General features: G+C 70.4%; 19 protein-coding genes. 7 read left to right on the forward strand and 12 right to left on the reverse strand.

The features are described from left to right. From MUN74_RS02675 to MUN74_RS02690, 4 genes are all read right to left on the reverse strand, one after another. Window positions 1-1,962, reverse strand: coding sequence for a DUF6541 family protein (locus tag MUN74_RS02675; RefSeq protein WP_244854845.1), 1,962 nt, complete (start codon window positions 1,960-1,962; stop codon window positions 1-3). Further along, a complete protein-coding gene (gene galE, locus MUN74_RS02680; RefSeq protein WP_244854847.1) occupies window positions 1,959-2,957 on the reverse strand; it encodes a UDP-glucose 4-epimerase GalE in 999 nt (332 codons plus the stop codon). Before galE ends, MUN74_RS02675 begins: the two co-directional genes overlap by 4 nt. Window positions 2,958-3,027: 70 nt before the next feature. Then, a complete protein-coding gene (locus MUN74_RS02685; RefSeq protein WP_244854848.1) occupies window positions 3,028-5,406 on the reverse strand; it encodes an LGFP repeat-containing protein in 2,379 nt (792 codons plus the stop codon). Between the two features lie 163 nt (window positions 5,407-5,569). Then, complete coding sequence (locus tag MUN74_RS02690; protein ID WP_244854850.1) at window positions 5,570-6,025, reverse strand: acyltransferase; 456 nt, start codon at window positions 6,023-6,025, stop codon at window positions 5,570-5,572. Between the two features lie 85 nt (window positions 6,026-6,110). On the opposite strand from MUN74_RS02690, the gene MUN74_RS02695 reads away from it, so the two are divergent. Genes MUN74_RS02695 through MUN74_RS02705 form a run of 3 tightly spaced genes read left to right on the forward strand, consistent with a single transcriptional unit; the run spans window position 6,111 to window position 9,348 of the window. Further along, window positions 6,111-7,076, forward strand: coding sequence for a dTDP-glucose 4,6-dehydratase (locus MUN74_RS02695; RefSeq protein WP_244854852.1), 966 nt, complete (start codon window positions 6,111-6,113; stop codon window positions 7,074-7,076). Next, the gene (locus MUN74_RS02700; protein WP_244854853.1) at window positions 7,073-8,185 is read left to right on the forward strand and encodes a DegT/DnrJ/EryC1/StrS family aminotransferase; all 1,113 of its coding nucleotides are present in this window, start codon (window positions 7,073-7,075) and stop codon (window positions 8,183-8,185) included. Before MUN74_RS02695 ends, MUN74_RS02700 begins: the two co-directional genes overlap by 4 nt. Further along, complete coding sequence (locus MUN74_RS02705) at window positions 8,182-9,348, forward strand: hypothetical protein (RefSeq protein ID WP_244854855.1); 1,167 nt, start codon at window positions 8,182-8,184, stop codon at window positions 9,346-9,348. The genes MUN74_RS02700 and MUN74_RS02705 overlap by 4 nt, the downstream gene beginning before the upstream one ends. Window positions 9,349-9,357: 9 nt before the next feature. Here the strand turns inward: MUN74_RS02705 and MUN74_RS02710 are convergent, their stop codons facing one another. Further along, window positions 9,358-10,191, reverse strand: coding sequence for a glycosyltransferase (locus tag MUN74_RS02710; RefSeq protein ID WP_370647337.1), 834 nt, complete (start codon window positions 10,189-10,191; stop codon window positions 9,358-9,360). Then, window positions 10,188-11,138 (reverse strand): glycosyltransferase, encoded by a 951-nt coding sequence (locus MUN74_RS02715; RefSeq protein WP_244854856.1) that lies wholly within the window; start codon window positions 11,136-11,138, stop codon window positions 10,188-10,190. Before MUN74_RS02715 ends, MUN74_RS02710 begins: the two co-directional genes overlap by 4 nt. A gap of 165 nt (window positions 11,139-11,303) precedes the next feature. Between MUN74_RS02715 and MUN74_RS02720 the strand changes: the two genes are divergently transcribed. Next, the gene (locus MUN74_RS02720) at window positions 11,304-12,443 is read left to right on the forward strand and encodes a glycosyltransferase (RefSeq protein WP_244854858.1); all 1,140 of its coding nucleotides are present in this window, start codon (window positions 11,304-11,306) and stop codon (window positions 12,441-12,443) included. A gap of 80 nt (window positions 12,444-12,523) precedes the next feature. Here the strand turns inward: MUN74_RS02720 and MUN74_RS02725 are convergent, their stop codons facing one another. The 3 genes from MUN74_RS02725 to MUN74_RS02735 form a co-directional block, all read right to left on the reverse strand. Beyond that, a complete protein-coding gene (locus tag MUN74_RS02725; RefSeq protein ID WP_244854859.1) occupies window positions 12,524-13,897 on the reverse strand; it encodes an LCP family protein in 1,374 nt (457 codons plus the stop codon). Continuing rightward, window positions 13,894-14,361 carry a 5-(carboxyamino)imidazole ribonucleotide mutase gene (gene purE, locus MUN74_RS02730; RefSeq protein ID WP_244856330.1) on the reverse strand — a complete coding sequence of 156 codons (468 nt, stop codon included), beginning with the start codon at window positions 14,359-14,361 and terminating at the stop codon, window positions 13,894-13,896. Before purE ends, MUN74_RS02725 begins: the two co-directional genes overlap by 4 nt. Window positions 14,362-14,476: 115 nt before the next feature. After that, window positions 14,477-15,568, reverse strand: coding sequence for a 5-(carboxyamino)imidazole ribonucleotide synthase (locus MUN74_RS02735; protein ID WP_244854861.1), 1,092 nt, complete (start codon window positions 15,566-15,568; stop codon window positions 14,477-14,479). A 118-nt stretch (window positions 15,569-15,686) separates the two neighbouring features. On the opposite strand from MUN74_RS02735, the gene MUN74_RS02740 reads away from it, so the two are divergent. Further along, window positions 15,687-16,265 carry a GtrA family protein gene (locus MUN74_RS02740; RefSeq protein ID WP_244854862.1) on the forward strand — a complete coding sequence of 193 codons (579 nt, stop codon included), beginning with the start codon at window positions 15,687-15,689 and terminating at the stop codon, window positions 16,263-16,265. On the opposite strand, the gene MUN74_RS02745 is transcribed toward MUN74_RS02740, so the two are convergent. The 3 genes from MUN74_RS02745 to MUN74_RS02755 form a co-directional block, all read right to left on the reverse strand. Beyond that, window positions 16,223-17,077 (reverse strand): DarT ssDNA thymidine ADP-ribosyltransferase family protein, encoded by an 855-nt coding sequence (locus tag MUN74_RS02745; RefSeq protein WP_244854864.1) that lies wholly within the window; start codon window positions 17,075-17,077, stop codon window positions 16,223-16,225. The two genes, MUN74_RS02740 and MUN74_RS02745, sit on opposite strands and share 43 nt — an antisense overlap. A gap of 85 nt (window positions 17,078-17,162) precedes the next feature. After that, window positions 17,163-17,723, reverse strand: a complete 561-nt coding sequence (locus MUN74_RS02750) for a PH domain-containing protein (RefSeq protein WP_244854866.1) — start codon at window positions 17,721-17,723, stop codon at window positions 17,163-17,165. A 7-nt stretch (window positions 17,724-17,730) separates the two neighbouring features. Beyond that, the gene (locus MUN74_RS02755; RefSeq protein WP_244854867.1) at window positions 17,731-18,603 is read right to left on the reverse strand and encodes a biotin--[acetyl-CoA-carboxylase] ligase; all 873 of its coding nucleotides are present in this window, start codon (window positions 18,601-18,603) and stop codon (window positions 17,731-17,733) included. A gap of 129 nt (window positions 18,604-18,732) precedes the next feature. On the opposite strand from MUN74_RS02755, the gene MUN74_RS02760 reads away from it, so the two are divergent. Together MUN74_RS02760 and MUN74_RS02765 are read left to right on the forward strand one after the other, a co-directional pair. Then, the gene (locus MUN74_RS02760) at window positions 18,733-20,355 is read left to right on the forward strand and encodes an acyl-CoA carboxylase subunit beta (RefSeq protein ID WP_244854869.1); all 1,623 of its coding nucleotides are present in this window, start codon (window positions 18,733-18,735) and stop codon (window positions 20,353-20,355) included. Window positions 20,356-20,366: 11 nt separating this feature from the next. Continuing rightward, the gene (locus tag MUN74_RS02765) at window positions 20,367-20,639 is read left to right on the forward strand and encodes an acyl-CoA carboxylase epsilon subunit (RefSeq protein ID WP_244854871.1); all 273 of its coding nucleotides are present in this window, start codon (window positions 20,367-20,369) and stop codon (window positions 20,637-20,639) included. Window positions 20,640-20,691: the final 52 nt, after the last annotated feature.

A 20,691-nucleotide genomic window follows, 5' to 3' on the forward strand; every position in this document is an offset into this window, starting at 1 on the left:
TCAGTCGCAGGCCGTGATCCGGTACAGCACGGCGTCGCCCTCGCGGTCGACTTCCTCGGCGACCCCCGCCTCGGCGAGGTCTCGCAGCCCGCGGAACGGCGTCGTCCCGTCGATCTCGAGTCCCGTCTCGCCCGCATCCTTGAAGTAGCCGCCGAAGTCGAGCACGTACGACACCCCGGTCGATCGCACCGCCTCGCACACCGCGGGATCCTCGAGCGCATCGGCGAGGTGCTCGTTGATGAGTCGGGCCTCGGGGTACAGGTACGAGTTGAAGTGCGGGTTCATCATGTGGATGCCCGTGAGGGCGTACGCGAACGGGGTACCGGTCCAGGGGTTGCCTGCGACGAGGGCGTCAGCAGGGACGTGCTCGGGCATCCGCTCGATGAGCCGTCGCTCGCTGCCGGAGAGGATCGGGGCGTCTTCCGCATCCGTGTAGGCGCGCATGGTGAGGCCGAGTTGCGTCCACATGGCGGGGCTCGCCTGGGTGGCGATCGCCAGTACGACGAGGGATGCCGCAGCCAGGGTCCGTGCAGCAGCCGAGCCCGGCTCGATGCGTTGCCGACGCTCGAGCCTGGCCTGCACGAGACGCCAGAGAGCGACCGTTCCGAACACGGCCATCGGCACCGCGGTGATCACGAGCAGGGCGCTCAGCCGCGGCGGATCGCGATAGAAGATGCCGTCGACGAGTGCGCGAAGCTTCCAGGACGGGCCTCCGGCTGCGACGACGAACAACACGATCGTCACCGCCCAGGTGCCGACGAACCAGAGCTTCTCGCGACGTCGGACGAGGTCGAAGACGCCGATCAGCGCGAGCACGCACGCGATGATCGACGGGAACGACGCCTTGAATCCGTGGAACAGCGCCTCCCCCAGCGCACCGAGCAGGTTGGTGTAGGCGATCCAGGGGGTGTTCTCGCCGATGCGTCCGAACCAGACCCATGCGGCTGCGAACCCGACCAGGCCGATGGCGAGCACGAGCCACCAGATGACGCGACGGGCGCCGTCGAGTCTCGCAATGGCGGGCACCGCGCGCCACAGTACGAGCGGCAGCGTCATCGCCGCCCACCCGAACGCTCCGGCGGGCTGGGCGAAGGCGATGCCGAGCAGCGCGAGCACGAGCAGCAGGCTCCGGAAGAGGATGCCGCTGCCGTGCAGGCTCCTCGCCTGACCGATCGCGAATCCGAGCCCCAGCGCGGCGGGCAGCATCGCGAGCGCGAGGCAGTACGGGTAGAGCACGCCGAACGTGAGCATCATGATGGGGAAGGCCGGGAACGCCGCGGCGAGTACGCCGGTCGCGAGTGCCGCCGTGCGGCTCCTCGGCATCAGCGAGCGCATGAGCAGGAGGCATCCGGCCGGCCAGACGAGCGCCGCGATCACGATGCTCACCGCGTTCACCGCGACGGGGATGCTTCCGACACCCGTGACGGCGACGAGCGAGGCGACCGCATGCCAGCCCGCGGGGTAGAACGGCCGCTGGCCCGCCGGCAGCACGAGACCCTGGATGTCGAACGACGACGCGCTGCCCGTCTCGATGATGTAGCGGATTCCGTTGAGGTGGAAGTAGGCGTCGAACGTCTGCGAGATTCGGTCGGGCGCCTGGAGCCCGATGATGAGCTGAGAGCTGATGAGCACGGCTGCGATGCCGAGACCGGCGACGGTCCATGCGCTCAACACCGACTCCGGCCGATCGGGCCGTCCGAAGCGGCGTCGCATGACCTGCCGGACGACCGCGATCGGGACCGCGACGACCGCGAGTGCGACGGCGACGGGGAGCGGACCCCAGTTGATGCCCGCCCGGCCGAACACGATGGCGACGAGCGACAGGAACGCGACCGTGATCGCCGGTGCGATCGCCCACAGGGTCAGTCGTCGAGCACCCGCCGCGAGCCCGAGCGCGAGTCCCGGCCCGAACATCACCGCGATGGCCACCCCGACGGGCGGCACGAATTCGAACCAGCTCATGCGAGCGACGCCGTGGGTTCCGGTCGCTCCGCCTGCCACGCGCTCGACACCATGTCGTCGAGCGTCCGCGTCGCACGCCAGCCGAGCTGCTGGGCGATCATCGCCGGATCGGCGACGACCGCAGCTGGGTCACCCGGCCGACGCGGCCCCACCTGCACCTCGAATCGGATGCCCGACGCAGCGCGCAGCCGGTCGAGCACCTCGAGGACGCTCGCCCCCTCGCCCGTGCCGACGTTGAAGACCTGCGCTCCAGCCGGCGAGTCCGCCTGCTGCCTCGACGCCAGCGCATCGAGGGCAGCGAGATGCGCTTCAGCGAGGTCCATGACATGGACGTAGTCGCGCACGCCCGTTCCGTCAGGGGTGTCGAAGTCGGCGCCGAAGACGCTCGGCGCGAGGCCCCTGCGAACCCGGTCGATGGCGATCGTGATGAGATTGAGCGGGAACGGGTCGCCCAGGTCGGGCCAGCCGGCGCCGGCGACGTTGAAGTACCGGAGACTGATCGCGTCGATGCCGTGAGCGGTCGCGGCATCTCGCACGAGCCACTCGCCGACGAGTTTCGACTCGCCGTACGGGTTGATGGGCTGCGTGGGTGCGGCCTCGTCGACCCGCGGGACAGCAGGGGTGCCGTAGACGGCTGCCGACGACGAGAACACGAGACGACGCACACCGGTGTCGGCGCAGGCGCCGATGACGGCGGCCAGGCCACCGACGTTGTCACGGTAGTAGCCGGCCGGATCGGTGACGGATTCGGCCGCGTTCTTGCGGGCGGCCAGATGCACGACGCTCGTCACCCCGTGGTCGCGGATCGCCGAGCCGAGCCGTTCACGTGCGCCGTCGCCGGCGAGATCGATTCGCACGAGGGTGGCTCCGGAGAGCCGCGAAGCGTCGCCGCTCGAGAGATCGTCGACCACGACCACGCGGTCGCCCCGATCGACCAGCAGCCGGACGATGTGTGCGCCGATGTACCCGGCGCCGCCGGTGATGAGGACTGACACCCGCACAGCTTACCGGTGAGCGCCTGACCGATCGGTGCGGCGTCCGCGGCCGCACCCGACGCGGGGCCGGTCACCCCAGTGTCGTGGTCACCTTTCCAGCCGAGTCGACCCGCATGGACCCCTTCGTGAACTGCTGCGTCCACCCCTTCGACCACGAGCCGGTCGGCGACTTCGCGGGCACTCCGACCGGGGCCTTCAGCCCCCCTGCGGCCTTCCATGCATCCCAGATCCTGCCGGGCAGCCAGTACATGACCTTGCCGCTGTACAGCAGCCGTCCCCGCTCGAACTGCTGCGACGACCAGCCCGACCCCTCGTCGACCACCCCTGCGACCGCGAAGCCGAGCACACCGCTTCCGCCGCCGAGCGCCGTCCAATTCGTGAGGTAGACCCCTGAGACCTTGGCGCCGCTCCGCACCTTGCCGGCCGCGTCGACCGCGAGGTAGCCGTTCGAGAACTGCTGGGTCCATCCGGTCGACCACGATCCGGTCGGAGACTTCACCGGCGGCCCGACCGGCGCCTTGAGGCCGCCGGCCGACTTCCAGGCGTCCCAGATGGCGTTCGGCAGCCAGTACATGACGGTGCCGCTGTACAGCAGGCGCCCCCGCTCGAAGCGTTGCGACGACCAGCCCGATCCCTCGTCGACCACGCCGGCGACCGCATAGCCGAGCACGCCGCCACCGCCGCCGAGGGCGGACCAGTTCGTGAAGTAGACACCCGATACCTTCGCGCCGCCCCGGCTCTTCACCGTTCCAGCCGCGTCGACCGACATCGCGCCCCACCTGAACTGCTGCGTCCACCCCTTCGACCACGACCCTGCGGGCGACGTGGTCGGTGTTCCGATCGGCGCCTTCACGCCGCCTGCCGCCTTCCAGGCGTCCCAGATCTTGCCCGGCAACCAGTACATGGCCTTGCCGCTGTAGAGCAGGCGGCCCTTCTCGAACCGCTGCGACGACCAGCCGGAGCCCTCGTCGACGACGCCGGCGACCGCGTAGCCCAGGAGACCGCTCGGGCCGCCGAGGGCGAACCAGTTCGTCCTCCAGGTGCCTGAGACCGACGCACCGCCGTACTGCGTCACGACGCCCGCGCTCGACTGCGTGAGCTGGGCATAGACGAACCGCTGCGTCCACGAGGTCGTGGCCGACCCCTTCGGCGATGTCGTCGGCGCGCCGATGGAGCCGGTCAACCCGCCGTGCGCCGTCCAGTAGTCCCACATCTTCGTCGGCATCCAGTACATGACCGAGCCGCTGTAGAGCAGGCGGCCCTTCTCGAAGCGCTGCGAGGTCCATCCACTGCCGTGGCTGACGACGTTCGAGGTCGGGTAGCCGAGCACACCCGACCAGGACTTGAGGGCCTTCCAGTTCGTGAGGAACGCACCGGAGACCCGATAACCGCCGCGGACCGCGATCCCGCTCGTCGGCTTCCAGCTCACGTAGCCGAACTCGAACGACTGCGTGTGCTCGATGGCATCGGCACCGGCGACGTCGCTGACGGGGTACCCGAGGCCGCTCGTCACGCCGCCCTTCGAGTAGTAGTACTTCGAGATCGAAGCGGCGGTCCGGAACGCCCCCAGGTCGGAGCGGTAGACGAGCTCGCCGTACTTGAATCGCTGCATGAGCCCGCCGCCCGAGAGGGACACGGCGTTCGCGAGCGGCGGCCCCAGCCTCGTCCCGGTCGCGCCGCCGTTCTTCGTCCAAGCGGCGACGAGCAGCGGGTGCACCTGGATCGTCGTCGAACCGAACCAGTCGGTGAACATACGCCAGAAGTTCCGGTTGCCGTACGACGAGCAGTCGTTCCCCGTGCCGTAGAGGTTGTCGAGCGCAGCCTGGTTCGGCCGGTACGGCGTGTACAGGTAGAGGCCCGCGGTCGCCTGGTTCTGGATGTACACCTGAGAGCTCCCGCACGCGCTGTTCGGGTGCCAGAGGATCGTGTTGTAGCGGCCCGCCTGGTATGCGCGGTCGGCCGGCCGGGCACGATACTTCTTGAACTGCCACGCGGCGTTGTAGAGCTGGTTGAAGAAGCCGTAGTAGTTGACGTCGCAATCGGCGGTGTCCGGGCAGCCGTAGCCCGTGGCCGAGCGATACTGGCGCGCGGTGGGCCAGGTGTCGGTCACGAGTCCCTGCTCCTTCTCGAGCAGGACGATCAGTGCCCTCGGGTTGATCCCGCAGGCGGTCGCGACCTTGTAGATGATCCGTGCGGCCGACTCGGTCTGGCCGGCATACGCGCTGCAGCCCTCCGACCTGGCGGGCTGCGACCTCGTCGTCTCGACATAGCTCTTGAGGCAGGTGTATCCCTCGCGACAGATGGGGACCTTGGCGTTGAGGAACGCCTGGACCTGGTCGACCGTCATCGTCTTCGAGTTGTAGAAGACGTCGTCCGAGATGATGTTGCCCGGGTTGAAGTCCTTGCCGGTCGCCGCTGACGCCCCGGTCTGCCCGATCGGCGAGATCACGCCGGCCACGATGATTGCGAGCCCGGCCAGGGTCGCGAGAACCCCCCTCAGTAGCGATCGCATGGTCCCCCAACCGTCTCCGAGCGCGTGCTCGGCGGAATCGCGTGCAGAGCGGCTCCGCTCCACCCCATTGTAGGGAGGCGCGTGCCATGCACCAGACCCGCTACGGAGTGTCGGCGGACGCCGCGTACTTCGACGCACCACCCTCGATCACCCGCGCCGGGACGCCGACGAGCAGGCTGTACGGGGGTGCGATCGTGCCTTCGGTCACGACTGCTCCCGCGGCGACCACCGAGTGATGGCCGATCGCCACTCCCATCAGGATGGTCGCATTCGCGCCGACGTAGACGTTCGAGCCGATCGTGGAACGGGCCCGCTCGATGCCCGCACGCCGTTCGCTGACGCACCGCGCGACCGTCGAGTGCGTGTAGATGTGGACGCCCGACGAGATGTCGCATCCTTCGCCGATCTCGAGCCCGCCGCTGCCGTCGATGACCGTGAAGGCGCCGATCCACGTACCGGCGCCCACCACGGGATCGCCGACGAGCCACGCATGGGGGTTGAACGGGTTCGCGGGGACGCCGTGATCGAACGGTGCCGCCTGGCCGGCCTCGGACATCGCGGGTACTCCTCGGGTGGCGTTGCTAAGGTGTTGGCGCGGGCCGTCGCCCGTTCCTTCCAGAACTCTACGCGTTGGGATGTCGATGTCCGTTCGATCCAAGTCAGTCCTCGTCACGGGCGGAGCCGGCTTCATCGGAAGCCATCTCGTCGATCGGCTCATCCGCGACGAGCCGAGCAAGATCACGGTCGTCGACAACTTCTTCCTCGGCAACGAGGACAATCTCCGCGACGCCGTCATCGCCCGGCCCGACATCGAGGTCGTCCGGCTCGATGCCGCCGACCTGGCCGCGATGCAGGACGTGGTCGAGCGCAACGAGGTCGACGTCGTGTTCGACCTCGCCGTCATCCCGCTGCCGACCTCGCTCACGTTCCCGGCGTGGACCGTGCAGACCAACGTCGGCATCGCGACGACGTTCTGCGAGATCGTCCGCCGGGGCCTGATCGAGCGTCTCGTGCACGTGTCGAGCTCTGAGGCCTACGGCTCGGCGCGATACGTCCCGATGGACGAGCAGCACCCGCACGACGCGATCACGCCGTACGCCGCGAGCAAGTCGGCCGCCGACCACATCATCGAGTCGTACGTGCAGACGTTCGGCATCGACGCGACCGTCATCCGGCCGTTCAACAACATCGGACCCCGCCAGAACCCCGGAAGCTACGCGGGCATCATCCCGATCGTGGTCCGGCGCGTGCTCGAGGACCGGCCGATCGAGATCTTCGGCGACGGCGAGCAGACGCGCGACTTCACGTACGTCAAGGAGACCGCCGACCTGATCGCCCGCATCCACGACGAGCCTCGCTGCCGCGGGCAGGTCCTCAACGTCGCGACCGGAGTGGAGACGTCGGTGAACGACCTCGTCCGCCGCATCCTCGCCATCATGGACCGCCCCGACCACCCCGTCGTCCACACCGACGAGCGCCCCGGCGACGTTCGCCGCCACTGCGCCGACGTCACGAAGCTGACCGGAATCCTCGGCCACGCGCCGACGCCGCTCTCCGACGACGCGCTGGCCAGCACGATCGACTGGTACCGCGGAGTCCTTGCATGAGGCTGAACGTCCCGGTGCTCGGCGTCGAGGAGGCCGCGGCCGTCGCGGAGGTGCTGGCGAGCGGATATCTGACCCAGGGCCCGCGCACCGCCGAGTTCGAGCGTCTCGTCGCTGCGAAGGCCGGCGTGGCCTACGCGTTCGCGACGAGCTCGGCGACGACCGGACTCCACCTCGCACTGCACGCACTGGGGGTCGGTCCGGGCGACGAGGTGGTCATTCCCGACTTCAGTTTCCCGGCGACGGCGAACGCCGTCGTGGAGACGGGCGCGACGCCCGTGTTCGTCGACATCGACCTCGACACCTTCAACATCGACGCGACGCTCATCGAGGCCGCGATCACGCCGCGCACCAAGGCGATCATGCCGGTGCACGCGTTCGGGCTCTGCGCCGACATGGACGCGATCAACGCCGTGGCGGCCGCCCACGGGCTGCCCGTCCTCGAAGACGCGGCGTGCGCGCTCGCCGGCAGCTACCGCGGCCGGCAGGCGGGATCGCTGGGCACCGCCGGCGTCTACTCGTTCCATCCGCGCAAGGTCATCACGACCGGCGAGGGCGGCATGATCACGACGTCGGATCCCGAGCTCGCCGACCGGCTGCGCGTTCTCCGTGCCCACGGCGCCGTGCGGGGCGAGCTCTACATGGAGTTCGTCGACGCCGGGTACAACTACCGGTTGAGCGACGTGCATGCCGCGATCGGCGTCGTGCAGATGTCGCGCCTCGACGGCATCGTCGAGCAGCGGCGGGCCCGCGCCCGCGTACTGGACGGCCTGCTCGCCGACGTCGAGGGCGCTCGGGTGCCCGTCGTACCCGAGGGCATCGAACCGACGTACCAGTCGTACGTCGTCCTGCTCGACCAGGGGATCGACCGCGACGAGGTGATCAGGTCGATGGCGCGCCGCGACGTCGAGACCACGCTCGGCACCTACGGCATGCACCTGCAGCCCTACTTCCGCGATCGGTTCGGTATCGGCGACGCACTGCTGCCGAACTCGACCAGGGCGCACCGGCAGGCGCTCACGCTCCCCCTGTACGAGCAGCTCGACGAACGTGATCTCGAACTCGTGCGCGACGCCCTCGTCGCGAGCATCGCGGAGTCCCGCGGGCGATGACGAGCGCGCTCACGCGACACCAGCGGCGCCTGACGACGGTGGCGTACGCACTGTTCGCCCCCGTCGGCTGGTTCCGCCGCAAGGTCGACTGGGTCGTCGGCGTCGAGGAGGTCGCGTCGGTCACTCGGCACCTGGCCGACGCCATTCCCGGATCGGTGAGCGTCGTGCAGCAGCCGCACCCGTTCTACGACGTCGACTACGACGTCGTCATCCGCGACGACGAGGGCCGATGGGGACGGTTCCGTCGGCTCTACGGCGGAGCGATCGTGTTCGCGTGGCTGCTGCGCCGCGCCCGCGGTTTCGTGTACGTCGGTCGCGCCGGGTTCCTCGACATCGTCGATGACGAGCGACGGTTCGAGTTCGCGTTCCTGAAGCGCCGCGGCAAGCGGCTCGTCACGTACTTCACGGGCACCGACATCCGATCGCTCCGGCTCATGTGCGAGCTCGCCGACCGCACGGGCCGGCCGAACGTCGGCTCCAAGCTCGCCGAGGCACGGCCCGAGCTCCTCACGGACCAGTACGAGGAACCGGTCCGCCGGCGGGCAGCAGTGGCCGACGAATTCTCCGACGCGATCTTCTCGATGTCGGTCGACCAGACGTCCTACCTCACGCGTCGGACTCACCCCTTCCTCTACTTCCATCCCGACGCGAACTTCACGGACGACTTCTCGCGATTCGACGCCCCCGAGCGCATCGTGGTCCTGCACGCGCCGTCGAACCCGACGGTGAAGGGCACGGCGCTCGTGCGTGAGGCGATGAACCGCATCTGCGCCGAGCGCCCGAACGTCGAGTACCGCGAGCTCACGAACGCCTCGAACACCGAGGTGCTCGCCGCGATCGACGAGGCCCACATCGTGCTCAACCAGTTCTACGCATACGTGCCGGGTGTCTTCGGCATCGAGGCGATGGCCCGCGGTGCCGCCATGCTCTGCAGTGCCGATCCCCGGCTCGAGCCCGATCTCGGGTCCGAGGCCACCGGCGCCTGGCTGGTCACCCCGCACGAGCACATCTACGAGCAGGTCTCGGCATTGCTCGACGACCCCCGACGCATGCGCGACCAGGCGGTCAGGGGCAATCGCTGGGCGCGCGATCACGCGTCGGAGTCGGCGTCGGCTTCGGCGCTCGCCCGGGTGCTCGACGAGATCGCGGACGGCGGCCGCTGACGCGGCGCCTCAGGCCGCCGTGCCCCCGCGCGCGATCAGCCTGCGATAGGCGACCTTCCGCACCCGCTCCGGCACGAACCGGTACACGCCGCGCACGGTGACGTTGCGCACGTACTCCCAGCGGCTCGTGAACCGGATGCGGCGCAGCGCGCGCTGCAGCTCGAGCTCGCTGCGCCACTGGGCGCGCCCGCCTCGGCGGGCGTAGGCGCCCGCGCCGACGCGGTACATGACGAGCGGGTCGGCGAGGTTCTCGACGGATGCTCCGGTGTCGATCATCCTCGCGAACAACCAGTAGTCCTCCATGAGCCCGAGGGGCTGGTACCCGCCGGCCCGTTCGACGGCGGTGCGCCGGTACATCACGGTCGGGTGGCTGAACGGATCGTGGAACCGCGCATAGCGCGAGATCTCGTCGTGGCCGGTGCGCGGTGTCCGGCGCGCGACGATCGCCCCGCCGTCGTCGAGGAACTCGAACATGCCGGTGCCGACGAGGTCGGCGCCGCCCTCGATCACCGGGAGCTGCTTGGCGAAGCGCTCGGGCAGGGAGATGTCGTCGGCGTCCATGCGGGCCACGATCTCGTGCTCGCACAGCGTCAGTCCGAGGTCGAGCGCACGCGCGAGCCCGACGTTCTCGTCGAGGGCGTGGTGCGTGACCGGCACCGGGCTCTCGTCGACGACGCGGTCGATCGCCGCCGACAGTTCGTCGTCGACGGGTCCGTCCTGCACGAGCACGACCTGGGCCGGCCGCACCGTCTGCTCGCCGACCGTCGAGGTGAAGGCCTTCGCGAAGTGCGCGGCGTCGTCGCCGCGGTAGACCGGCATGAGCAGCGAGAACGGCGCGCTCACGTCGGTTCCACCAGGCGCACGGCGTCGGTCGCCCGCCCGAGTCCGTCGAGCGACATCGCGTTGGGGCGGGGCCTCGTGCGAGTGCCGTCGCGGTAGCCGCGCTTCCAGCCGTCGCGGAGCACGGCACGGTCGTCCGACCGCGTGAACGTGCGGATCCATCGGCGGACGCTCGACGCGCCGTAGACGAGCTTCTCCCCCGCCGACAGGCTCGACGAGCGACGGAACATCCAGAGCTTGTTGCGCACCTCGTAGTAGAACCGCGGACCGGGGTCGGCGTCGGTCGCCCCGAGCACCCTGGTCTTGTGCACGACGACCGACGACGGCACGTGCACGCCACGTCGGCCGCGCAGCACGCGGGTGGAGTATTCGAAGTCGTCGTTCCAGATGAAGTAGTCGGCGATCGGCAGCCCGATCTCGCGCACGACGTCGGCGCGCACGAGCATCGAGACGAACGAGGTGCTGCGAATCGGGATGCCTCCGCGGCGCGCCGCGGCGATGCGCTCGTCGCGGTCGACGAAGGGCTTCTCGCGGGGCGTGTTCATCGGATGCTCGGTGCCGTCGTGCCAGACGACGCGCGAGCCCGCGGCGACGAGGTCGGTGCCGTCGACCGCGCCGACGAGCTCGGCGAGCGCCGAGGCGGTCGGCACCGTGTCGTCGTCCATGAGCCAGAGCCAGTCGGGGTCGTGATCGGCGAGCGCGACCGCCATGCCCGCGGCGAACCCGCCGGCGCCGCCCGTGTTCCGCGGCAGCGAGACGAGGTCGACGAGATCGCCGGCAGCGCGGGCGACCTCGGCGGAGTCGTCGGTCGACGCGTTGTCGACGACGACGACCTTCGCGAGCGGCAACTGCTGGGCCGCGAGCGCGCCGAGCACCTCGGCGAGGAGGGCCGCCCGGTTGTAGGCGACGACGACGGCGACGACGCGTGGGGGCACTGGTGACGGACTCATCGACTCTCGCTGATCTCGGCTGACGGGCCCGTGGCTCGCGACGGGCTCCCTGACTATCTTGCCCTGTCCGGGCGCACGGGCTTTCCACAGCATGCGGCTCTCGCCGGATTCTCGGAAAGGCGCGCGATAGATTGGAGGGTCGCCTGTGACGCTCGAAGGAGGGGCATGCCCACGACGCTTCGGATGATCGTCGACCAAGTGGTCGCGCCGGTGCCCGGTGCGCTCGGCCGCTACACCGAGGCGCTCACCGAGTCGCTCATCGCGGCGACCCCGCCCGGTTGTCAGGTCGAGGGCGTCGTCTCGTCGTCGCCGCCGGCCGACTACGACCGGCTCACCGATCGGTTCCCCGGCCTGTCCGGGCTCTACAAGACGAGTCTCGCGCGTCGCGAGCTCGCCGCGGCCTGGCAGTTCGGGCTCACGACCTCACCCGGCGGCGGCATGGTGCACGCTCCCGGGCTCTTCGCCCCCCTGCGACGTCATGACCGCACGGCGGGCGACCAGACGGTCGTCACGGTGCACGACCTGCTCGCGTGGACCCACCCCGAGTCGCTCACGTCCACGAGCGTGGCGTGGCACAAGGGCATGCTGAAGCGCGCCCGCAAGCACGCCGACGCCGTCGTCGTTCCCACGCACGCGCTGGCCGAACGGCTCTCGATGGTCGCCGATTTCGGCGACCGAGTGCGCGTCATCGGCACGGCACCGCGTCTCGGGCTGAAGATGCCCCGCGACGCGGCGGACCGGGCGGCACGGTTCGCCCTCCCCGCCGACTACCTCGTCACGACCGGCTCCCTCGACCCCCGCAACGGCGTCGTCGACGTGCTCGCCGCGCTCGGCTCGCAGGGCGGCCCCGACCTGCCGCTCGTGGTGCTCGGGCCCGAGAACTGGGGCGAACTGCACCTCGCGACGGTCGCCGAGGAGGCCGGTGTCGCCCCCGGCCGGGTGCGTGCGCTCGAAATCGCCGATCCGGCCGACCTCGCGACCGTCCTCTCCGGTGCGACGGCCTACGTCGCGCCGAGCCACGACGAGGGTTCGGGCACGTCGCTCATCGAGGCGTTCCACCTCGGCGTCCCCGTGATCCACTCCGACACCCCGGCCTACGTCGAGGTCTCGGCCGAGGCGGGCCGTCAGGTCGAGGTCGGCGAGGGCGGCGCAGGCTACGCCGAGCGGCTGGCCGCCGCGATCTCCGACGTGGCCGGCGACGCCGACCTCGCCGAGCGTCTCTCGGTCGCCGGCTCCGACCGCGCCCACGCGTTCAGCTGGCGCGACTCGGCGGAGCGCGTCTGGGCGCTCCACGCCGAGATCTGACGGCGTCGGCCCCGAGGCATCCGTCTCGCCACGACCCGCACACGCCGACGACCGCCGTCGGCCGGCCTCCCCCGCCCGATCTACTCGGCCGGCTCCTCGGTCGCGGGCGGCACGACCGCGTCGTGCACGAGCTGGCGGATGTACTCGTAGTCGGGGTCGGTCGGGTCGATGCCGTTGTCGGGCGTGAGCTCGACGTGCTGCATCGGCTGTTCCTTGGTCTTCATGCCGAGGTTCACGAAGTAGCCGAGGCTCCCCTGCGGGAGGTCGGTCTTCACGGTGTCGGCGCCGGCCGCGGCGACCTCCTGGAACTTCGCGAGCACATTGGCGGGCGTGAACTGGCGCAGGATCGCCTCCTGCAGCACGCGCTGGCGCGCCATCCGCTCGTAGTCGCCGCCGGCGACGCCGTAGCGCGCCCGGCCGTACCAGAGCGCGTGGTAGCCGTCGAGGTGCTGCTTGCCCGGTTCGATCCAGCCGTCGACGCCGTTGTTGTCCTCGTCGCCGCCGATGGGGATGCGGGTCTCGACGTCGATGTCGACGCCGCCGAGCGCGTTGATGAGCGCCTCGAAGCCCTGCATGTCGATGAGCGCGTAGTACTGGATGTCGAGGCCGGTGATGCCCTCGGCCGCGTCGCGCATGCCCTCGATGCCGGGCTCGGAGCCGCGTGCGACCGCGTCGGGGTACATCTCGGGGCTCTTCAGCTCGACCTCGGTGTAGACCGAGTTGAGCTGGCAGACGTCGACCTCGCAGCCGTCGATCGCACCGTAACCCTCGGGATACACCTCGGCGAGCGGCGAGCCGTCGGGGAACGGGAAGTATTCGAGGTCGCGCGGCAGTCCGATCGTGACGGCCTCGCCGGTGTCGGCGTCGATCGACACGATCGACATGCTGTCGGGCCGCATGCCCTCCCGGTCGGGACCGGAGTCGCCGCCGAGCAGCAGGATGTTGTAGCGGTTGTTCTCGTCGGGCGGCAGGCTGGGGCCGGCCACGAACATCGACGAGATGACGCCGCTCGCGGTGAACGAGAAGTACGCACCGTACGCGGCGGCCCCCGACAGCACGATCATGACCAGCGTCGTGAGGCCGGCGATCCAGCCGCGAGCCGACGGAGCCGTCTTGACGATGCGCACGAGCCGCAGCGTGTCGAGCGTGAGCACGACCCACAGCACGGCGTAGAAGACGAGCATGACGGCGATGAGCCACAGCGTCCACGTCGTGGTCGCGATCGTGAACAGCAACGGCCGCCACAGGAACCATCCGAGCACGGTGAGGATCGCGAGCACCCAGAACACCATCGTCGCGCCGAGCCCGAAACGGCCGAGCCGGCGGTTGCCGGCGAGCACCTGCGGGGCGCCGGGGATGAGGAAGTTGAGCACCACGAGCCACCACCCGCGGCGGGTCATCACGGTGCGCGAGGCGACATCCGGATAGCGGATGGGGCTTGCTGCGACGCTCATCGAGACTGCTTCAGCCGCTCGTTCTTCTCCTCGACGAGGGCCGCGAGATCGCGCGCGTAGGTGTCGAGGGCGGCCTGCAGGGCCGGGTTGGATGCCCCGAGCACGCGTACCGCGTAGAGGCCGGCGTTCTTCGCACCGCCGATGGCCATGGTCGCGACGGGGATGCCGCCGGGCATCTGCACGATCGAGAGCAGGGAGTCGAGGCCGTCGAGCTTCGCGAGCGGCACGGGGACGCCGATCACGGGCAGGGTCGTGACGGAGGCGAGCATGCCCGGCAGGTGCGCTGCGCCGCCGGCGCCCGCGATGATCACCCTGAGACCGCGCGCGGCCGCCTCCTTGCCGTAGGCGATCATCTTCTCGGGCGTGCGGTGCGCCGAGACGACCTCGACCTCGTGGGCGACGCCGAACTCGTCGAGGACCGCCGACGCGTCGCGCATGACGTTCCAGTCGGAGTCCGACCCCATCACGACGCCGACGAGCGGGCTGCTGTTCGTCTCAGTCACTTGATCGAGTGTACGGCCGGGCGCTGGGAGATCCCCGCAACGACACCTGCGCGCCGACCCGACCGACGGTGGCGCCTCAGTCCTGGAAGAACGCGGCGGCGGCCCGCGCCTCGTACACGACGGCGTCGAGATCGTCGCCCGTCGCCGTCACATGGCCGATCTTGCGACCGGGACGCGGCGCCTTGCCGTAGTTGTGCACCTTGACGGTCGGGTGCCCCGCGAGCGCCTCGGCGTAGCGGTCGGTGAGCACGCCCTCGGCGGGACCGCCGAGCACGTTGACCATGACCGACCACTCGTCGCGGCTGCCCGTCGCGCCGAGCGGCAGGTCGAGCACGGCGCGCAGGTGCTGCTCGAACTGCCCCGTCGTCGCGCCGTCCATCGACCAGTGCCCGCTGTTGTGCGGGCGCATCGCGAGCTCGTTCACGAGGATGCGGTCGTCGGTCGTCTCGAAGAGCTCGACCGCGAGCACGCCCGTGACTCCGAGCCCCTCGGCGATCGTGACGGCGACGTCGGCCGCGACGTCGGCGAGCCGGCCGGCCGAACGCGGCGCGGGGGCGATGACCTCGCTGCAGACCCCGCCGACCTGCACCGTCTCGACGACGGGCCACGCGACGATCTCGCCGCTCGGACGACGGGCGACGAGCTGCGCGAGCTCACGTCGGAAGTCGACGAGCTCCTCGACGAGGAGTGCGCCCTGCCGGCCGTCCTCGACGATCGTCGAGAACCACTCGGCGACCTCGCCGGCGCTGCGCACGACCCGCACGCCCTTGCCGTCGTACCCGCCGCGCGGCGTCTTCACGACGGCCGCTCCGCCGTGGGCGGCGATGAACGCGTCGAGCTCGTCGACGGTCTCGACGCGCGCCCAGTCGGGCACGGGCAGGCCGAGCTCGGAGAGGCGCTCGCGCATGAGCAGCTTGTCTTGCGCGAACCGCAGGGCGTCGGGACCGGGATGCACCGGCACGCCCGCGTCGACCATCGCCCGCAGCACGTCCTGCGGCACGTGCTCGTGGTCGAACGTGACGACGTCGACGGTCTTCGCGAACTCGAGCACGGTCGCCGTGTCGGTGTAGTCGCCCACCCGATCGGCGGCGATCTCGGCCGACATGCCGGGCTGCTCGGCGAGCACCCGGATCTCGACGCCGAGCTCGATCGCCGCAGGAATCATCATCCGGGCCAGCTGTCCGCCGCCGATCACTCCGACCCGCACTCCGTGCACCCCAGTTCTCATCGCCTCGGCGCCGGTCGACGCCCAGTTCAGTCTAGGGCTCGGGGAATAGGATGTGCCGGTGACCACCGTCGCTCCCGATCGCCAGCAGGGTCTCGCCGCCCGTGCCTGGCACGGGCTCATCGCCTACGCCCTGAAGTTCGGCGTGGTCGGCCTCATCGGCCTCGTGATCGACGTGGCGCTCTTCAACGCCCTGCGACTCGGCATGTTCGGCGCCGACGGCTGGGCGCAGTCGGCGATCGGCGCGAAGACCATCTCGACGAGCGTCGCGATCGTGTTCAACTGGCTCGGCAACCGGTACTGGACCTTCCGCAAGCATCGTCGTCGCAACTACCTGCGCGAGTTCGCCGAGTACGTGATCGTCTCGCTGGGCGGCATGGCGATCTCGCTCGGGTGCCTCTGGATCAGCCATCACGCACTCGGACTCACGAACCTCGTCGCCGACAACATCTCGTCGAACGTCATCGGGCTCGGGCTCGGCACGGCGTTCCGCTTCGTGCTCTACCGGTACTGGGTCTACGGGCACCATCGCTCAGACGGGCTCTCGCAGGTCGACCGCGTCGAAGAGGCCCAGCGGGCCATCTTCGAGGAGCCGCCTCAGCCCTCGTCGACGGCCGCCGGCAGGAACCACGGCGGGTAGACCGCCACGCGGGCGCGCACTCCCACCGCGGCGAGCGCCGCACGCACCCGGTCGCGCACCTTCTCGTTCGCGACGGCGATGAGCGCGATGCGCTCGAGCGGCACGTCGCCGCGGACGAGCAGCTCGGCCGTCGCGAGCCGGGCCGACTCGTCGTCGTGGGCGAGTCGGCGCAGCAACCGCTCGACGTCGGGCCACTCGACGACCACGGCCGAACCTGGCAGCGAGGCATCCATGGCGCTCGCGGCGATCGCGCCGGACGCGGTCGACGCACCCCTGGCCGCCGCGACCGAGCCGACGAGCATGACGTGGTCGGCGGCGGGCCGCTCGACCGCTTCCGCGCTGAGACGCGGATCCGGGGTGGCCGTGCGCACGGCGTCCCAGACGAGCGCGTCGGGGGTGAGCAGGAACGGCACGTAGTCCGCGAGCACCGCGTCGGTGCCGGGCACCGCGGCGGTGCGACGGAACGCGCGAACCGCCGGGGCCGCGAGGTCGACCGCCGGATTCGCCCCGCCGGCGTCGGGCACGATCGCACCCGCGCCGAGGATGCGCGCGAGGTTGTCGATGTGCGTCACGTGATAGATGCGCATCGCCCCCACGTCGACGGGCGGCGCGGTCAGGGGGCGGGCCGAGGGCGCCGGGCGGGAGGGGCGGCCCGCGTCGGCCGTGGCCGTGCGGGTCGAGTACGTCGCGGTGCGCGCGTTCTCACGCGTCGAGCCGCGCACGGGAGCGGTCGTCACGGGTTCGGCCTGCTTCGGCGGGAAGCAGATGGCGCAGAGCCCGTCGTCGAAACCGTGGATGCATTCGTCGGCCAAGTCAGAACCCTTCATCGAGCGGATCGCGCTCATCGTGCGTCTCGCGCTCGGGGGCGCGCGGGATGCGCCCGACTACATTACGCGCTCAGCGACCGCCCCACGCCACGGTGTCGCCGTCGAGCGGCGCGGGCGCCCCGTGCGGGTGCCCGTACGGCCCGCGATGCGCGGCCTCCATGAGCTCGTGCAGCGCCGACTGCACGAGCTGCGGCTTCGGCAGGTCGCGCAGCACGACCGGCTTCTCCTGACCGATGTCGACGAAGACATCGCCCGAGTTGAACATGCTCTGGCCGGGCGACTTGCGCACGGTCACCTCGCGCACCCGCGCGTGCGCGACCTCGTTGCGCACGCGGACGAAGACCCCGTGGCGCATGATGATGCGCCTCGTCGTGATCGTCGTGCGACTGGTGAGCCACGCGAGGTACGGCAGCAGGCAGCCGAGCACGACCACGAGGAGCGCACCGGCGCCGACGGCGAGCAGCTGCCATGATTCGTCGACGAAGCCGACGGCGTAGCCGGCGCCCGCGGCGACGACGAGGAGCACGAGCACCGGCAGGACGAGCACGCGGGCGTGGCGGCGCACCCGCGCGACGACCCGCTCTGGCGGAGCCGTCGGCGCAGCCGTCATCGGCGCGTCGGCTCTCGTCATACGCCCATTAATAGCGCAGGTGGGTCACGTCGCCGGCGGCGACAGACCAGGGCTCGCCGTTCTCGCGGTCGATGACCACGAGTCGCCCGTCGGCGTCGAGCCGCTCGGCACGGCCGAGGAGCTCGCGGTCGCCCGGGAGCTCGACGCGCACCTCGGCGCCGATGGTGCCGCAGAGCTCGGTGACGCGCCGGTCGATCGAGGCGGCGGCCGCGTCGGCGCCGGCGCGACAGAAGTCGTCGAACATCGCGAGGAAGCGCGTCAGGTAGTCGGCGAGCACGGCGTCGCCGTCGGGCCTGACGCCCGTCGCGAGCAGCAGCGAGGTCGACGTGAGCGTCGGCAGGTCGTGCTCGTCGAGGGTCAGGTTGAGTCCCGCGCCGACGACGACGGCGGCCGGCACGTCCTCCGTCGCTGGCACGAGCTCCGAGAGGATGCCGCAGATCTTGTAGTCGGACACGAGCACGTCGTTCGGCCACTTGAGCTCGACCGACACCCCGCCCGAGCGGTCGTCGGCATCGTGCTCGGGGTCGGTCGCCGCGACACGCGCCGCCGCGGCGTCGACGGCGTTGCGCACGGCCTCGGTCATCGCCGCCCCGGCGATCAACGGGATCCAGCCGTACGCGTCGGGCGGGAACGCTCTCCCCCCGCCGAGCGCAGGCCGCAGGAGGAGCGAGATCGCGAGCGTCTTGCCGGTCGGTGCGAGCCAGGTGCGGCCCAGCCGGCCACGACCCTTCGTCTGGTTGTCGGTGACGATCACCGAGCCGTGCGGCCAGCCCGCTGCATCCTCGCTCGTCGCCGCCCGGCGCAGCTCGTCGTTCGTCGACCCCGCCTCGGCGAGGAACTCGAAGCGCGGCACGGCCGCGCGCGATCGCTCCCACTCCATGCCTCACACCCTACGGCCCGCCGGTCGGACCGCCACGCGGGTCCGACCGGGCCGCGAGTCGACCGCTTTTGTGCATAGTCGGGCAACTCGCGAGTGGATTTGTAGGAAACCGTCAACGAACTCGCCCGGATGCCCGCCGGTAGAGTGAACGACGTGACCGAATCGACTGACGGCCCCGACCTCTCCACGACCGCCGGCAAGCTCGCCGACCTCAAGCAGCGCTACCACGAAGCGGTGACCGCGTCGGGCGAGGCCGCGATCGAGAAGCAGCACGCCAAGGGCAAGATGACCGCGCGCGAGCGCATCGCCGAGCTCCTCGACCCGGGCTCGTTCGTCGAGTTCGACGAGTTCGTGCGCCACCGCACCCACGCCTTCGGCATGGACGCGAAGCGCCCCTACGGCGACTCCGTCGTCATCGGCACCGGCACGATCCACGGTCGCCAGGTCGCCGTGTACTCGCAGGACTTCACGATCTTCGGCGGCTCGCTCGGCGAGGTCGCCGGCGAGAAGATCATCAAGATCATGGAGCACGCCATCAAGGTCGGCGTGCCGATCATCGGCATCCTCGACTCGGGCGGCGCCCGCATCCAGGAGGGCGTCGTCGCCCTCGGCAAGTACGGCGAGATCTTCCGCCGCAACACGCAGGCCTCGGGCGTCATCCCGCAGATCTCGATCATCTGCGGCCCTGCCGCGGGCGGAGCGGTGTACTCCCCCGCCCTCACCGACTTCGTGATCATGGTCGACAAGACGAGCCAGATGTTCGTCACCGGTCCCGACGTCATCAAGACCGTCACCGGTGAAGACGTCGGCATGGAGGAGCTCGGCGGCGCGCTCACGCACAACACCGTCTCGGGCGTCGCGCACTACCTCGCGAGCGACGAGTCCGACGCACTCGACTACGCGCGCACGCTCGTGTCGTTCCTGCCCGACAACAACATGACCGACGCGCCGGTGTACGACTCCGAGGTGGAGCTCGAGATCACCGACGACGACAAGCGGCTGAACACGATCATCCCCGACTCGCCGAACCAGCCGTACGACATGCACTCGGTCATCGAAGGCGTCGTCGACCACGGCGACTTCCTCGAGGTGCAGCCGCTCTACGCACCCAACATCGTCGTCGGCTTCGCCCGCGTCGAGGGTCGCACGGTCGGCATCATCGCCAACCAGCCGTCGCAGATGGCCGGCACCCTGAACATCGCCGCGGGCGAGAAGGCATCGCGGTTCGTGCGCTTCTGCGACGCGTTCTCGATCCCGATCCTCACGCTCGTCGACGTTCCCGGCTACCTGCCCGGCACCGACCAGGAGTGGACGGGCGTCATCCGCCGCGGCGCGAAGCTGCTGTACGCGTACGCCGAGGCGACGGTGCCGCTCGTCACCGTCATCACGCGCAAGGCCTACGGCGGCGCGTACATCGTGATGGGCTCGAAGCAGCTCGGTGCCGACATCAACCTCGCGTGGCCCACGGCCGAGATCGCCGTCATGGGCGGTCAGGGCGCCGTGAACATCCTCTACCGCGGCGAGATCAAGCGCGCCGAGGAGGCGGGTGAAGACGTCGCAGCCGTGCGCACGAAGCTCGCGAACGAGTACACGTACAACGTCGCCTCGCCGTTCCTCGCCGCCGAGCGCGGCGAGCTCGACGGCGTGATCGAGCCGGCCGCCACGCGGGTCGCCGTCGTGAAGGCGCTGCGCGCCCTGCGCACGAAGCGCGCGAGCCTGCCGTCCAAGAAGCACGGCAACATCCCGCTGTAAGGGGCGCGACGATGAACGACGACGAGATGGATGCCTCGGGCACGGCGCGGACCGTGGCAGGGGGCGACCCCCGCGCGGTCGACCTGCGCATCCTCACCAGCGTGACCGACGAGGAGGCCGCAGCGGTCACCGCGGTGCTCCTCGCCGCGGTCGACGCCGAAGCGGCCGTCGACGCCTCCGCCGCCGAGGCCGAACCGGGCCGCGACCCGTGGGTGCGGTCGACGACGGCGTTCCGCCGGCCGGTCGAGGTCGGCCCGGGTCGCTGGGTGCGCTCGCTCCGCTGATCGCGTGTACCCCGTTTCGTCCGGCAGGCGCCGGCGGAGTCCCGCGCGCCCT

The sequence above is a fragment of the Agromyces sp. H17E-10 genome (assembly GCF_022919715.1).
Lineage (GTDB): Bacteria > Actinomycetota > Actinomycetes > Actinomycetales > Microbacteriaceae > Agromyces.

What these genes read in the sequence shown, in the direction of transcription:
- MUN74_RS02675 (WP_244854845.1), bottom strand. Translation starts at nt 1,962, where the DNA reads ATGAGCTGGTTCGAATTCGTGCCGCCCGTCGGGGTGGCCATCGCGGTG.
- MUN74_RS02690 (WP_244854850.1), bottom strand. Translation starts at nt 6,025, where the DNA reads ATGTCCGAGGCCGGCCAGGCGGCACCGTTCGATCACGGCGTCCCCGCG.
- MUN74_RS02695 (WP_244854852.1), top strand. Translation starts at nt 6,111, where the DNA reads ATGTCCGTTCGATCCAAGTCAGTCCTCGTCACGGGCGGAGCCGGCTTC.
- MUN74_RS02700 (WP_244854853.1), top strand. Translation starts at nt 7,073, where the DNA reads ATGAGGCTGAACGTCCCGGTGCTCGGCGTCGAGGAGGCCGCGGCCGTC.
- MUN74_RS02705 (WP_244854855.1), top strand. Translation starts at nt 8,182, where the DNA reads ATGACGAGCGCGCTCACGCGACACCAGCGGCGCCTGACGACGGTGGCG.
- MUN74_RS02715 (WP_244854856.1), bottom strand. Translation starts at nt 11,138, where the DNA reads ATGAGTCCGTCACCAGTGCCCCCACGCGTCGTCGCCGTCGTCGTCGCC.
- MUN74_RS02720 (WP_244854858.1), top strand. Translation starts at nt 11,304, where the DNA reads ATGCCCACGACGCTTCGGATGATCGTCGACCAAGTGGTCGCGCCGGTG.
- MUN74_RS02725 (WP_244854859.1), bottom strand. Translation starts at nt 13,897, where the DNA reads ATGAGCGTCGCAGCAAGCCCCATCCGCTATCCGGATGTCGCCTCGCGC.
- purE (WP_244856330.1), bottom strand. Translation starts at nt 14,361, where the DNA reads ATGGGGTCGGACTCCGACTGGAACGTCATGCGCGACGCGTCGGCGGTC.
- MUN74_RS02735 (WP_244854861.1), bottom strand. Translation starts at nt 15,568, where the DNA reads ATGATGATTCCTGCGGCGATCGAGCTCGGCGTCGAGATCCGGGTGCTC.
- MUN74_RS02750 (WP_244854866.1), bottom strand. Translation starts at nt 17,723, where the DNA reads ATGACGAGAGCCGACGCGCCGATGACGGCTGCGCCGACGGCTCCGCCA.
- MUN74_RS02755 (WP_244854867.1), bottom strand. Translation starts at nt 18,603, where the DNA reads ATGGAGTGGGAGCGATCGCGCGCGGCCGTGCCGCGCTTCGAGTTCCTC.
- MUN74_RS02760 (WP_244854869.1), top strand. Translation starts at nt 18,733, where the DNA reads ATGCCCGCCGGTAGAGTGAACGACGTGACCGAATCGACTGACGGCCCC.
- MUN74_RS02765 (WP_244854871.1), top strand. Translation starts at nt 20,367, where the DNA reads ATGAACGACGACGAGATGGATGCCTCGGGCACGGCGCGGACCGTGGCA.